The following is a 13,607-nucleotide window of genomic DNA, read 5'->3' on the forward strand; positions in this document are numbered from 1 at the left end:
TGGGGGTAAACTTTTTGCGCGCATCTTCCGAGCTACCAAATACTTGCGATCTTTTCCTATATGCAAAAAGCCTATAAAAATGTGTGATTTGGACGACATAAAAGAAAAGATTCGCGCCGCGATGGAGTCGCAGGGAACATATACGGAAGATTTAGACCTCTGTATAACTCTTTGCGCAGGTTCATATATGGCGTTTCAAATTGCACTAAACGATATTTCAAAGAAGCGTATGAAGTCATACGTGAAAGAAGTGTCCCGCGAAAATAATGATAAACTTACGGCGCATCCTGCTTTCAAAGTTTTATTCGATGCACTCGAAGCAACGCGCAAACAATTACGCGAACTTGGTTTGACCTTTCAAACGCTTTCTGCATCTGATGACGACGAAGTAAACGACTTGATTAACGAAGTAAACAAAATAGATCGCGATGAACAAGGAGAATAGAGATAAACTGATAGCGTTAAAGCAGTCGGTTGTCTCCGATCTGCATAACATCGACGTTGATTCGTATAAGCTAGACAAGGCAGACGAAAGACTAAATGTGTATATCAAAGGTTGTATTAACAATCCGAACGCGCACAACCTTTACGAGTTGCTAGCCGTTCGCCGCTTCTTTGTTTTCCTCGATAAATACGAGTTTCGGATCAAGGAAGTAAAGAAGTTCGTCACGTTCTATGAGCGTTTGAAGTTTTCCGGCACGAAGGGAAAAACTAGATACAAACTGACTCCGATACAAGTGTTTCAGTTCTCTAACATTCTAGCGTTTTACAAGCCCGGCACAAACAAACGTTTGATTCGTGAAGCTCTTTTATTCGTCCCGCGTAAATTCAGTAAGACAACAAGTGTAGCGAGTCTTTCGATTAACGATTTGTTGTTCGGTGATGCGAACGCACAAACATACGTTGCTGCAAACTCATATAATCAGGCGAAAGTTTGTTTTGATGAAATACGTAATATTTTAAAGTCCCTCGATCCGAAGTTTAGACACTTCAAAATTAATCGAGAAATCATATATAACCGCATAAAGGGAAAAACCTCTTTTGCCCGTTGCCTTGCCTCTAACCCGGATAAATTAGACGGACTTAACGCAAGCATGGTAATAGTAGACGAGTATTCACAAGCCGATAGCGCCGCATTGAAGAACGTTTTAACGTCCTCAATGGGCGCACGGCTCAACCCTTTAACCGTAGTAATTACGACCGCATCCGATAAAGAAACGGCTCCATTCGTCGAAATGCTCAAAATGTATAAATCGATCCTACGAGGTGAGATTGAAAATGATTCCATATTTGCGCACATCTTTGAGCCAGACGTAGACGACGAGGAAGGCGATCCGGCAACGTGGCGCAAGGTACAACCACACATGGGTATAACCGTTTATGAAGATTTCTATATAGACGCGTATCAAAAAGCACTATATAGCGCGCCGGATGCACTGGAATTTCGAACAAAGTTACTAAACGTATTTACTACCGACCAAACAACAAAATGGATTGAGGCAAAGCAGATCGAAGAACGATTCAAAGATATTAGAATAGAAAATATTGGTACTTATCCGCTTACGATGGTGGCGGTTGATTTGTCCGTTCGAGACGACTTCTCTTCGGTTACTTATAATATCTATTCGAAAGAAAGCGGCTCTTTTCATTCGCATACGGACTACTATTTCCCGGAAGGGGCTTTGAAAGATCATCCGAATCGGGAACTTTACGAAGGTTGGGCGAAAGCGGGCTATTTAATTCTTTGTGACGGTGATATTATCGACTATCAGCAAATAGTAAACGATATACTTGCGCGTGCAAAGTATCTACAAATTATGGGAGTTGGCTATGATCCTTATAAATCGGCTGAATTTGTGAATCTTCTTACTTATTCCGTAGGCGGTGCGAGTGAATATATTAAGCCTGTTAAACAGACATACGGAACGTTTACAAGCCCTATCGAATCCTTTGAACTTGCTTTGTATCGGAGTAAGCTCACCTTTAGCCCTAATCCGATTACGCCATACTGTTTTAGTAATGCGGTATTAGACGAAGATCGGAACATGAATAAGAAGCCAGTCAAGAAAACGCATAACGCGAAGATTGATTCGACTATAACAAACCTAATGACATTCTACTTATTTAATAACATGGAGGTATAATGAAACTATCTTTTAATTTTGAATTGGGACGTTCAAAGACGCAAAAACGCGCCTTAAATGCAGAGATGAGCACAACGGATAAAGATGCGGCGATAAACTCCCGATTACCATCGTTACCCGGTCAGCCAATAGATGTGCATAACAGTAATCAAGCAATGAAACTTTCAGCCGCATATAGATGTACTTCTATTCTTTCGGGGACTATCGCGTCTTTACCGCTTATAATTAAACGGAAAAAAGATGGATATTTCTCACCAGACGAGGAAAACGATTTATATACGATATTAACCCGTATGCCTAACCGACGAATGAATAGTTTTGAAATGGTTAGGAATATGGTTGTTCAAATCGTAAATCAAGGAAACGCCTACATCGTTATCCGTCGAAAGTTCGGCAGTGTTAGCGAACTTGTATTATGCGCAAATAATACAGTAACCTATGACAAGTTGAATGATGTTTATATTATTTCTGATCCATATAACCGGATATATGGGCGTTTTGAATCCTACGAAATAATCCATCTTAAAAATAATAGTTTGGACGGGGGATATACAGGAGTAAGTACAATAATGTATGCTAGCCGTATCTTTTCCATAGCCGCTAGTGCAGATAATCAGAATTTACGAACTTTTCAGAATGGAAGTAAAATAAAGGGGCTTGTTTCCGGTGCAAAAGAGATAAATAAAGGGTTGCCCGGTGCAGGTATGACGGATATTCAACTTTCTACGGTTGGAGATCGCATAGAGGAACAACTAAATACAGGAAGAGACATTATTTCAGTTCCCGGCGATGTTGGATTTCATCAACTTTCTATAAATCCGGTTGATGCGCAGTTATTGGAAACAAAGAAATTCAGTATTCTTGATATATGTAGATTTTACGGAGTTCACCCAGATAAAGTATTTGCCGGACAATCTACTAATTACAAAGCTTCTGAAATGAGCAATGTTTCTTTTTTAACTGATACACTGCAACCAATATTGAAACAAATCGAGGCTGAATTTAATTACAAGCTGATTCCTAATTCAGTCGCTCACTTATATAGTATTTCATTTGATTTGTCATGCTTATATCAAACCGATTTAACGACACAAGCAAGCTATTATAAAGCTTTGGAAGAAATGGGAGCTCATTCCCCGAATGATACTCGTAGGGCTTTAGGAAAACCGCCCGTTGAAGGAGGCGACAAAGTGTTTATCTCCTGCAACGTTCAACCAATCGAGGCGGCTAGTCAAAAAGTAGAGCTACCCAAAAACGAAGAAACAAACATATAGTAAAATGATATTTGCAAAATATGGAAATACGAAGTTATACAGAGTTAGGTGCTCCTAAAGTTGGAGATGGAAGAATAATCGAAGGTTATGCGGTTGTATTCGGACAAGAAAGCCGTGTATTGTACGACAGGGAAAAACAACGCGCTTTTGTTGAGGTGATCGAAAAGGGAGCTATAACGGAAGAGTTATTGCGTAGTTGTGATGTTAAAGCTCTGTTAGATCATAATAAACAGAGATTGTTAGCTCGTTCTAATCGTGGTGCGGGAACTTTGTCGCTTGAACTTGACGACTACGGATTAAAATACAGGTTTGAGGCTCCTAGTACTCCCGATGGAGATTTCGCCGTAGAAATGATTAAACGCGGTGATATTTTCGGTTCGTCTTTTGCGTATGCTTTAAATGAAAAGGATAAAACAAAAGTTTCCTATTCAATGAAAGACGGGTTGTTGCTTCGTACTGTACACATGATTGATCGGATTTCCGATATATCTCCCGTTGTTGATCCTGCTTTTTATGGTACAGATGTAACGGTGCGGAGTATGGACGATACGATAGCGGAGTTGTCCGGCGAGAATAAAGACTATCTAAATGAAATTAATAATTTACGCAAATCAATTTAAAACATGAGAAAAGAATTTGAAACTATTGCTCAATACAAAGAGCAGATGCGCGCTATGTTGGATAAAGCAGAAGCGGAAAAAAGAGCACTCGACGCAAGCGAGAAAGAGCAGTTCGAGCAGTTAAAAACAAAGAAAGAACTTTTGGAAATGAAAGTCGAACGCCGTGCGCTTGAAGATATTAACGCGGGACTGGTGTCAGACCGTCGCGTGTTGTTTTCACAGGCTGTTTTTGACGTCGTTAATCATCGCTCTTTGGAAGAATACAACGGAGTAGTATCGGAAGGCGGTATTAAAGTTGTAGAACGTGCGGTGACTGTTACAGATACAACCGATGCGGCTAGCATGGTTCCTGTTACAATCGGTGAAATCATTGAACCGTTAGAAAAAGGCTTGATTATTGATAAACTAGGTATCAAGATGCAAAGCGGGCTTGTAGGTGACCTTGTTTTCCCAACATTGGCGGCTGTTGAAGCAACAATTCAGGGTGAAAACGTTGCGGTTACCGATACCGAATTGAATATCGACAAAATCAAGGCTTCACCCAAACGTGTATCTATTTCTATCCCGGTGTCTAAGCGTGCGATCAACCAAACGAACTACTCTTTGCAGGACGTAGTTTTAAAACAAATTTCGCTTGGTGTTGCCCGTACTTTGAACAAATGGATGTTTTCGGGGGCTGCGTTGTCTGGTGCAAGTAACGGCGTGTTTGTAAAGGCAAAACCAGATGTTGAATATACAAACGCGTTGACATTTGCGGATATTGTTTCGCTTGAATCTACCGTAATGGATGCGGGCGTAGATGTAACCGACGGTACAGCTGCCTATGTTTGCACTCCAAAGGTGTATGGTGCTTTGAAATCCACTCCCAAAGCGGCGGGGGCTGCTGAAATGATCTGCCAAAATGGTATGGTGAACGGTTATCCGGTTCTTGTTACTAACTACATGGACGCCGATTCTATCGGATTCGGTGTATTCTCCAACGCTGCTATCGGTCAGTTCGGCGATATGGATTTAGTTATAGACCCGTATACCGGAGCGAAAAGTAATGTCGTAAACTTTGTGTTGAATACTGATTATGATATTGTTGTAGCTCGCCCGGAAGCCTTTGCCATCGCAAAGAAAAAAGCTTCTGCCTAATCCTATAACCTATCATTCATTAAAGGGCTGGGGCTTCGGCTCTAGCCCTTTCTAATTTATACAATATGGCACAATACGTAACACTCGAAGAACTCAAACAGCATTTAAATATTGATTTCGACACGGACGACGCGTATATAACCGGGCTTATCGAACCCGTTCAACTTCTTATCGAATCGTATCTAAATAATCCGCTAGATACCTACGTTAAGGACGCAAAAATAGATCGGCGTATCTGGCACGCGATCCGCATCCTTATAGCGAATTACTACGCAAACCGTGAATCGGTAATATTTGCCACTCCGCAAGTTATTCCGGGGCACATAGAACTATTACTGCAACCTTTAAAACGATATACGTAATGCAAGCAGGATTATTAAACGAAATGATCGCTTTTTACCGTAGCGAGTCAAAGCGCGATAATCTGGGCGGTACGTCTGAAAGTTGGGTGAAAGTATTCGATAAACGCGCATACATTCGCTTTAAGTCGGGTGCACGTAAAGAAGCGAACGGCGAGATATATAATACGACCGTTAATACGATAATGATTCGCATCTGTAAAGAGATCAACGCTAAAATGAGGATCGAATACGACGGGCAGAAATACAAGATTCTATCTATCAATCACGACCGGAAGCAACAAGCAACGGTTATAGAAGCGGAGGTAATCAATGAGTAACGACAATTACACCGGGCGCAACTTGTATCGCGTCGAAGTGGATGCAACGCGAGTAAACGAACTACTTAAACGGTTGAACGATAAAGAAGCAAAGAAGGCAATTTCCTCCGCTCTTAGAAAGTCGATTCTTATCATTCGTAAACAGGCACAGGAAAATCTAGTTTCCGCTGTTACTGATGCAGAATTTAGCAGTTCTAAGAATGGCGTATCGTTCAAACCGTTAAAGAACGAAATAAACGTAGCAGTTTATCGCAATGCTTCCGGTGCACGGGTTGACTTGATCGACCGCCGCAAAAAGGGATCACGCGCCTATATGCTGAAATGGTTCGAATCAGGAACAAAAGAACGAGCTACCAAAAAAGGAGCGAATAGGGGTATTATAAATGCTTCCCACTTCTTCTCTAATGCGGTCAAATCGAAGCAGAAAGAAGCAGAGAGCTCACTAGAGAAAAATATAATTGATTCTATAATGAAAGTAGCAAATAAAAAGAAATGAGTTTATCAATAGGCGCACACGTATATAAGAAATTAAGCGACTCTACAGAGTTGGCAAAATTGGTTTCTGATAAAATATATGCGATTTCGACCAAAACGGAAACATCTTTTCCGTTTGTGATCTACAAACGCAACTCCTTAACGCCGGAATATACGAAAGATAGGTACGGCACGGGTGACACTGTTTCGGTTGAGATCGTTGTCGCCAGTGATAACTATTTGAACTCTGTTACAATCGCGGAAGAGGTACGTAAATCACTCGAAAACAAACGAGGAAGTTATGATAACTTCGATGTGATCGATTCTAAACTAATTAGCGCGAATGAGGATTTTATAGAAGATACTTTTATTCAAAGCCTCGTATTCTCATTTAAAACTGAATAATTAACTAAAACACGATAAAATTATGAGTAAAGCAAAATCAGTGTTAGGAAAAGACCTAATGTTATTCATCGACGGTAAAGCCATCGCACTTGCCACATCTTGCAAATTGGGGCTTTCGGCTGAAACAATCGACACGCAAAGTAAAGATTCGGGTATCTGGACGGAGAAGGACATCAAGAAACTTTCTTGGAACGCTTCCAGTGAAAACGTATTTAGCGCGGATGCAGATGCGAATAGCTACGATAAACTATTCGCTTTGTTCTTGGCGCATAAACCTGTTGTTCTGAAATTTGGCGTTGTTGGCAATCCTGACGTAAACGAAATGCCCGCCGCCGGATGGACGCTAGCGGAAGGTGCATATACAGGTAGTGCGGTTATCACTTCACTAGAAGCAAATGCGCCGGATGGAGACAAAGCAACACTATCAATCAGTTTCGAAGGAACCGGACCGCTTGCAAAGGAAGCAGCTAGTAAATAACTTACGGGCGGTGTTTTGCCGCCCTCTAAACGACTTATTCAATGAAAACAATATCACTTAACGGAAAAGATTTCTCTTTGAAATATACGCTTCGTGCGTTCTTTGTGTTCGAATCTATATCCGGCTATCCGTTCCAGTTTGGAAAGATGTTAGACGAGTTTCTTTTGTTTTATTCGTTCCTGCTTGCCTCTAATCAGGAATTGTTCAAAATGGAATTTGAGGAATTTATCGAATTATGTGAAAATGACTTGACTCTATTCGAACAATTCAAAGAGTTTATTTTGGATGAAATCAAACTACGTTCGCAATCGGCAGGAAATGACGTAAAAAAAAAGAAGGTGACAACGCGGAAACGAAAGCCGTAAGTATACGCGAACTTTATTCGCGCGTTGTTGGTGAGGGCGGGATCGCTCCCGATTACTTCCTCGATAAAATGGACTTTATCGAGGTTGAATCGTTTATAGACGGATTGAATCGACGCAATCGGGAAGCGTGGGAACAAACTAGATTGTTAGGTTTCATTATAGCGCAATCTAATAGCACAAAGACGCTAAAGCAAACCGATATACTCCGGTTCCCGTGGGATGAAGAAGAAAAGAAAGATACGAGCGTAACGGACGAAGAAATGCAACGATTACGAGCTAAGGCAAAAGAAGTAGAATCACAATTAAATACGAATAAAGATGTCTGATATAATAACACGATTATTGCTTAAAACGAATGACTTTGACGCGAATCTAAATAAGTCGAAGAAGAATGTAAACGCTTTTCAAAGCGACATTTCTAAAATGTCCGGTGTTGCAGTATCGGGAGTTATGAAGTTCGCCGGGGTTCTTGGTATTGCTGTAACTGCCTCGGAGGGTTTCAATAAAGTAATGAATAGCAGTCAGACGCTAGGAGATGAATATGCCCGTACTATGGACGGCTTAAAAGGTGGCGTAGACCAATTTTTCTACTCTATCGGTAGTGGAGACTGGACGCCGTTCATGAACGGGTTAACCGAAACTATACGTCTAGCACGCGAAGCATACAACGCGATGGATCAATTAGGAAATACAAAGATGTCATTCTCTTATTTTGATGCAAAGAATCAAGCAACCATACAAGAACAAATAACTATCTTAAAAGATAAGGATTCAACGGAAGAGCAAAAGAAAGCAGCTAGGGAACTATTATACAAGACGCTGAAAGACCAAGAGGAAATCGTAGGACAATATAAACAAAGAAGTCAAAACGCATTACAAGCAATGGTAAAGGCGGCAATAGGACTTGACGGCGTAGATGTTTCGGCAATAGATATAGATAAAGTGTTGAGATTAGATGTATCTTCGGTAGGCGATAAACAAAAGGCACAATTAGCGAAACAGTATAAAGACTTCGTAGATGAATACGATCGTTTAAAATCCAAATTCACAACTTACGAAACGGTGGGTTCTGGAATGAATGTGCACACGGTTACAACAACAGATACAAATGCATTGAGTAAGGCAATAAGCCCGATGTTATCGAAGTATCAGGATGCAATACAATATAACGCGATTTTAGTAAAGAAGAGTGATGAATGGTTGCAGAATTTAATAAACGTTGCAACGGCGGCAGAGGCGGCGGGACGGAATTTATCTAGTATGACGAAAGCGGCGAACCGTGCTTTACAGTCAGGAATAGGCGGTAAAACGCCAAAGGAAGAACCGAAAGAGGGCTCTATCGCTTGGTATGACACGCAAATCGCAGAGCAAAATAAAAAACTGATTGCTGAAACCGACATGCAAGCGCGTTCCGCCATTCAAGCAACAATTAATGAACTCGAATCAAAGAGGATAAGTTTAAAGTTTGTTGTAGAGCAAGAAACGTTCAAAAGTGCTCATGGTGAAATGAAAGACGGTGCTTTGTCTCTTCCGGTAAAACCAACGTATAAAGATAAAGTTCCTACTCATGGGAAAGAAGGTAAAAACTTAAAGTTGCCGAAATATGATCCACTTTTTAAAAAAGAAGATATAGACATGAATGAAAGGTATGCCGAATCTCTATCTGCAGTTGGTAGTATTATGGGGTCTTTATCTGGAATAACCAATGAAAGTGCGGCGGCGTATCTTCAATGGGGCGCAAATGTTATATCCAGTATTGCGCAAGCTATTCCAGCTATTCAATCGTTAATAACTGCGAAACAGACCGAAGCAGTAGTTAGCGGCGTAGCTTCCGCAGCAGAAACGCCCGTTGTCGGTTGGTTATTGGCGGGAGCCGCCGTTGCTGCCGTCGTCGCTGCAATGGCTAGTATTCCTAAATTCGCAACGGGTGGTATTGTGCCTGGCACATCATTCACAGGCGATAAAGTTCCGGCTTTACTCAATTCAGGCGAGATGATTCTAAATGGATCACAGCAAAGTAATTTGTTTCAAATGCTAAATAGCGGTTTATATGGCTCCTTATCGCAAAAGATTGCACCGTCTGCAGAAAATGGAAATCAGCCCGCAAGCGTAACGTTTCGCATACATGGAAGAGATTTAGAAGGAGTTTTGAGTAATCATTATAATCAGAAAAGCAAAGTAAGATGAAACTAAGATATTATTCAGAGTTTAAAAGCAGGAAAGACAAGACGTATAGAATTGAAATTCATACGGTCTTTGCAACGTATTCCGAAGAACTCACCCTAACAGATAGCCCGTTTACTGTTGAGTATGAATCGGACACTCTATACAAGCCGTTGAAAATGTCTAATTCGGTAACAAGCATATTGACAGATAAGATTTTATCAGACCTATATACAGCCGAAGGGCAAAATATAGAAGTTCGTTTGTATAATAAAACCGATGATGTTTTAGAGTGGTTTGGATATATGAGTCCAAATTTATATTCGAGCGATTATATAACTCCGCTTAATATAGTGGAGATACAGGCAATCGATACTATTTCCGTTTTGGAAAATAAGAAGTACTCTTATATTAATTCTTCCGAGGTCTATTTTAAAAGTTTCAAAGATGTAATAATGCACATTCTTGATATTGCCGATCCCGGAAAGATTCTAAACAAATTGTACTTTCAAAAAACTAATAGAATCTCGAAAGATGTTTCTACTTCTTTGATAGAAGATATTTATATACATGAACGAAACTTCTTTGATGAAGCTAACGAGCCGATGAATAGTAGAGATGTTTTAGAAGAAATCTCTAAATATATCGGTATGACGTTCATTCAGTATCAGGATGCTTATTATATGATCGACTATGATTTTATCAAAAACGACGAGCTTCATTTTTTCGTTTATGATAGAATAAGCGATACATGTGAAAGTATAACAATCCCTTCCGCACTATTGAATGTGCGTAATATTGGCGTATCTGAAAGCGCGGGAAGTATATCGCTTGGTGATGTGTATAATAAAGTATCTGTTGTTGCTAATATGAATCAGATAACCAACTTATGCCCGGAGTTGCTCGACGACGAAAAGGATATAGTAAATCAAAACTCCGATCCCAATAAATATTATATATCTGGTAGGGATATAGACGGAAAGAATTACACCCTTCTTAATTCGTTTTTTAAATCTAATAGTAATTGGGGGTATTTGATGCCGAGCTTTTCATTTCTTGATATTCCGGCAGAAGGTGTTGAAGTGACTATCGACAACGTTAATGATATATATTCCGGTGTGGTATGGCAGAAGTACAGCGACTACACAACAGAGGATGGGGAACCGTCTTCTTTAAGTTGGAAAACCTGCGTTTCATTCCTGCAAGCGTATAATATAATTAGTGCTTCTCGAAAGACTCTTTTAACATTGAAAAACGGAGAGTATTCTTTATTCAAAGGAGGATATTTCATAATAAATATCGCTTATAGAATGTCCGGCTCTTTTCTTCCGAACGATATAATAAAAACGTCCGATGAAGTATACTCTAATACAAAATATGGCGCCGGATTTGATAATACGATGGTTCCTTGCAAATTATATATAGATGATTACTATTATGATGGTGAAGTATGGAGAAATCAAAAGTATTATACGGATCGAGTAAATCGAGGCTATTATAAAATCACGCACAACTTAACTTATCGAGGGGCTACATGGTATAGATATAAGGATGCATTTGGAGATTGGAGATTTGTAAGCAAGGGCGAATATGATTCAGCTAGCGGCGAAAAGGCTTCCGGCGGGTTCGCCGATAGCAATAAGGTTTATGCGTATAGGGAAAACGGCGAAGATATTTTTGTCGAAAAATGGTATCACGACGAATGTACGCTTAAAGATGGTTTCTATTTGGTTCATATAAACAAAGAAGGTGATAAAGTTTTCGATGATGAAAAGAGATTAACGAATACTGTTAGTTATAGATTTAATCTGTACGACTCAACGGACGGAGTCGCGATTAAACTTCCAGATGATAAAATACTATGCGGAAAGATACGCTTTGAATTAAGCACTCCGAATCATTTAGGAAAATATCCTATGTATCGAACGGATGGGGGCTGTCACCCTTGTACTGCATTTCATATATCCGATTTCACATTTAAGTATACTAACAATAAAGTTACATACGATATATTTAATAATGCAGTTGACGACTCCGACGTAGTTTACAGCAACGTGATAAACGACAATAATGTAACAGAAATGGACGACATCGAACTATTAATCAACTCAAACGCAAAAAACATTTCTTCTTACTCAAATTGCGCTACCAAATCAGGGGATAAATTTGATTATTTAAAAACGGTATATAGTCCGTTGCACGATAAAAATGTATTGCCGGAACAAATACTAATAGACAAGTTTTATACACATTATAAAGCTCCTAAATTTAGATACAGCAATAATTTGAATCGTGGCTTTTCGATACTGTCTAGGATTTACGAAAATTCCCTCAAAAGAGAAATGATAGTAGATCAAATGAGTATTGATTACGCAAATGAAAGTTGTAACGTATCATTAATAGAAACATGATAGAAGTAGAAAATAAGAAAGTGCCTCATTCGTTTCGGAATAAGTATTTACGCAATTCCGGTTCGGTAAGTATTAGTACAACAACGCCAACGCCTATAAATGGCGGTGGCGTTGATCTTGATGTATTAAAGATGGACGATGGGCGTACATCATCCGATAACAATGTATTTTCGTCTCTTCGTTCCCTATTTGAAATAAAGTCTCGTATTATTGCTCTGACCGATAATAATACGGCACTGACCGACGATAATACGTTTTCTTCTTTGCGCATAAGGCAGGAGCTAGATGCGGCTATCGATGCTTTAAAAGACTTGTATCTATCCAAAACCGCACCAGACGAAACGCAATTCCTTATCAAATTGCTAGGCGGTTTAATCGTTGATAACGGGCTAGACGTAACGAAGGGTATTTCTACGGATACGTTAACCGCAACGACGGTAACAACGCAAATACTCAACGTTCTTGATAAACTGATTGCCAAATCAGCGACTTTTTCCGGTGATATATCCTCAAATGACTACACAGAAGGCTTAATCGGTTGGTTAATCGGCAAAGACGGTCATATAGATGCAAAATCTCTTCGTCTACGTGATTTCCTTGAAGTTCCTGAATTACGCTACAACCGCGTATCAATCGTTTCGGGTGAAGAGTGGAACGCTCCGGGCGGCGGGATCATCGAACGTATAGACGAATCAAATCGGATTATCTACCTTAAACTCGAACCGGGCGAAATAGCAGAAATAGAGGTAGATGATATTTGCAAAGGTATATTCAACGACTCAACCGGATTTCAAACCGCTTATTTTCGTATTACTGAAAAGATCGGTGATTCTACGTTTAAATATGCGCTTCGTTCTGGTACAACCGCACACCCTTGCAAGGCTATGCACTTCGTTTCGTATGGTAATTTCACAAACAAAGAGCGGCAAAAATCGAGCTACTCGACACAAAGTTATATCCGTTACCTGACAGGTGTAAACGGTTGGGAGATTTCAAAGGAAATGATCGCTATGCAGTTGGGCGACTTGTCTAACTTGAAATTGTTTGGTATCGAAATGACCGGACATAGTGCGTATCTCCGCAATGTGTATATGACCGGGACTATCAAGCAATTATCTAACGACGGTATAACCGAAGTTCCCGTACCTGCTTTCAAAGGAGTATGGACGCCGGGCACATATTGGTACTATGATGAAGTTGTATGCAATGGCAGTACATGGATATGTATTGTAGACAAAACAATCCAAGAACCAACAGACAATTCTACTGATTGGCTTAAATATGTCTCTAAGGGAGAAACGGGTGTCAAGGGCGACAAAGGAGACAAAGGCGATAAGGGTGATACAGGACCGACCGGATCGCAAGGTATTCCCGGCACATCCCAGTATTTTCACGTAAAGTACTCCGCTAATGCGAACGGTAATCCGATGTCTGACACTCCGAACACTTATATCGGT

The 13,607-nt window shown here is 40.1% G+C and carries 14 protein-coding genes and 1 pseudogene; all 15 read left to right on the forward strand.

Features of this window, described 5'->3' with window-relative positions; translation table 11 throughout:
• The first annotated feature begins 79 nt into the window (after positions 1 to 79).
• Entirely contained in the window at positions 80 to 445 is a 366-nt protein-coding gene (locus N5O98_RS00180; protein WP_032856104.1) for a hypothetical protein, read from the forward strand.
• Positions 429 to 2,144, forward strand: a complete 1,716-nt coding sequence (locus N5O98_RS00185; RefSeq protein WP_061448128.1) for a terminase large subunit — start codon at positions 429 to 431, stop codon at positions 2,142 to 2,144. The genes N5O98_RS00180 and N5O98_RS00185 overlap by 17 nt, the downstream gene beginning before the upstream one ends.
• Positions 2,144 to 3,418 (forward strand): phage portal protein, encoded by a 1,275-nt coding sequence (locus N5O98_RS00190; RefSeq protein ID WP_008999298.1) that lies wholly within the window; start codon positions 2,144 to 2,146, stop codon positions 3,416 to 3,418. Before N5O98_RS00185 ends, N5O98_RS00190 begins: the two co-directional genes overlap by 1 nt.
• A 20-nt stretch (positions 3,419 to 3,438) precedes the next feature.
• The gene (locus tag N5O98_RS00195; protein WP_008999299.1) at positions 3,439 to 4,038 is read left to right on the forward strand and encodes an HK97 family phage prohead protease; all 600 of its coding nucleotides are present in this window, start codon (positions 3,439 to 3,441) and stop codon (positions 4,036 to 4,038) included.
• Between the two features lie 3 nt (positions 4,039 to 4,041).
• Positions 4,042 to 5,175 (forward strand): phage major capsid protein, encoded by a 1,134-nt coding sequence (locus tag N5O98_RS00200; protein ID WP_151922160.1) that lies wholly within the window; start codon positions 4,042 to 4,044, stop codon positions 5,173 to 5,175.
• Between the two features lie 65 nt (positions 5,176 to 5,240).
• The gene (locus tag N5O98_RS00205; protein WP_128131192.1) at positions 5,241 to 5,537 is read left to right on the forward strand and encodes a head-tail connector protein; all 297 of its coding nucleotides are present in this window, start codon (positions 5,241 to 5,243) and stop codon (positions 5,535 to 5,537) included.
• Complete coding sequence (locus tag N5O98_RS00210) at positions 5,537 to 5,854, forward strand: phage head closure protein (RefSeq protein WP_004310938.1); 318 nt, start codon at positions 5,537 to 5,539, stop codon at positions 5,852 to 5,854. Before N5O98_RS00205 ends, N5O98_RS00210 begins: the two co-directional genes overlap by 1 nt.
• Complete coding sequence (locus N5O98_RS00215; protein ID WP_061448131.1) at positions 5,847 to 6,350, forward strand: hypothetical protein; 504 nt, start codon at positions 5,847 to 5,849, stop codon at positions 6,348 to 6,350. Before N5O98_RS00210 ends, N5O98_RS00215 begins: the two co-directional genes overlap by 8 nt.
• Positions 6,347 to 6,733: a tail completion protein gp17 gene (gp17, locus tag N5O98_RS00220; protein WP_004310936.1), complete on the forward strand. Its 387-nt coding sequence runs from the start codon at positions 6,347 to 6,349 to the stop codon at positions 6,731 to 6,733. The genes N5O98_RS00215 and gp17 overlap by 4 nt, the downstream gene beginning before the upstream one ends.
• A gap of 22 nt (positions 6,734 to 6,755) precedes the next feature.
• Positions 6,756 to 7,211 carry a phage tail tube protein gene (locus N5O98_RS00225; RefSeq protein ID WP_004326899.1) on the forward strand — a complete coding sequence of 152 codons (456 nt, stop codon included), beginning with the start codon at positions 6,756 to 6,758 and terminating at the stop codon, positions 7,209 to 7,211.
• 41 nt (positions 7,212 to 7,252) lie between these two features.
• A complete protein-coding gene (locus N5O98_RS00230; protein WP_061448133.1) occupies positions 7,253 to 7,576 on the forward strand; it encodes a hypothetical protein in 324 nt (107 codons plus the stop codon).
• Between the two features lie 68 nt (positions 7,577 to 7,644).
• Entirely contained in the window at positions 7,645 to 7,902 is a 258-nt protein-coding gene (locus N5O98_RS00235; protein WP_032853565.1) for a hypothetical protein, read from the forward strand.
• The gene (locus N5O98_RS00240; RefSeq protein ID WP_269495388.1) at positions 7,895 to 9,763 is read left to right on the forward strand and encodes a hypothetical protein; all 1,869 of its coding nucleotides are present in this window, start codon (positions 7,895 to 7,897) and stop codon (positions 9,761 to 9,763) included. The genes N5O98_RS00235 and N5O98_RS00240 overlap by 8 nt, the downstream gene beginning before the upstream one ends.
• Positions 9,760 to 12,150 carry a hypothetical protein gene (locus N5O98_RS00245; RefSeq protein WP_269495390.1) on the forward strand — a complete coding sequence of 797 codons (2,391 nt, stop codon included), beginning with the start codon at positions 9,760 to 9,762 and terminating at the stop codon, positions 12,148 to 12,150. Before N5O98_RS00240 ends, N5O98_RS00245 begins: the two co-directional genes overlap by 4 nt.
• Positions 12,147 to 13,607, forward strand: a pseudogene (locus tag N5O98_RS00250) (hypothetical protein); the annotation flags it as partial. The gene N5O98_RS00245 and the pseudogene N5O98_RS00250, both read left to right, overlap by 4 nt.

This window comes from Bacteroides sp. LFL-34 (assembly GCF_027257075.1).
GTDB lineage: Bacteria > Bacteroidota > Bacteroidia > Bacteroidales > Bacteroidaceae > Bacteroides > Bacteroides ovatus.

Coding starts and splice junctions, on each gene's coding strand:
- N5O98_RS00215 (WP_061448131.1), top strand. CDS start 5,847: ATGAGTAACGACAATTACACCGGGCGCAACTTGTATCGCGTCGAAGTG.
- N5O98_RS00190 (WP_008999298.1), top strand. CDS start 2,144: ATGAAACTATCTTTTAATTTTGAATTGGGACGTTCAAAGACGCAAAAA.
- N5O98_RS00240 (WP_269495388.1), top strand. CDS start 7,895: ATGTCTGATATAATAACACGATTATTGCTTAAAACGAATGACTTTGAC.
- N5O98_RS00195 (WP_008999299.1), top strand. CDS start 3,439: ATGGAAATACGAAGTTATACAGAGTTAGGTGCTCCTAAAGTTGGAGAT.
- N5O98_RS00245 (WP_269495390.1), top strand. CDS start 9,760: ATGAAACTAAGATATTATTCAGAGTTTAAAAGCAGGAAAGACAAGACG.
- N5O98_RS00230 (WP_061448133.1), top strand. CDS start 7,253: ATGAAAACAATATCACTTAACGGAAAAGATTTCTCTTTGAAATATACG.
- N5O98_RS00210 (WP_004310938.1), top strand. CDS start 5,537: ATGCAAGCAGGATTATTAAACGAAATGATCGCTTTTTACCGTAGCGAG.
- gp17 (WP_004310936.1), top strand. CDS start 6,347: ATGAGTTTATCAATAGGCGCACACGTATATAAGAAATTAAGCGACTCT.
- N5O98_RS00235 (WP_032853565.1), top strand. CDS start 7,645: ATGGACTTTATCGAGGTTGAATCGTTTATAGACGGATTGAATCGACGC.
- N5O98_RS00205 (WP_128131192.1), top strand. CDS start 5,241: ATGGCACAATACGTAACACTCGAAGAACTCAAACAGCATTTAAATATT.
- N5O98_RS00225 (WP_004326899.1), top strand. CDS start 6,756: ATGAGTAAAGCAAAATCAGTGTTAGGAAAAGACCTAATGTTATTCATC.
- N5O98_RS00185 (WP_061448128.1), top strand. CDS start 429: ATGAACAAGGAGAATAGAGATAAACTGATAGCGTTAAAGCAGTCGGTT.
- N5O98_RS00180 (WP_032856104.1), top strand. CDS start 80: ATGTGTGATTTGGACGACATAAAAGAAAAGATTCGCGCCGCGATGGAG.
- N5O98_RS00200 (WP_151922160.1), top strand. CDS start 4,042: ATGAGAAAAGAATTTGAAACTATTGCTCAATACAAAGAGCAGATGCGC.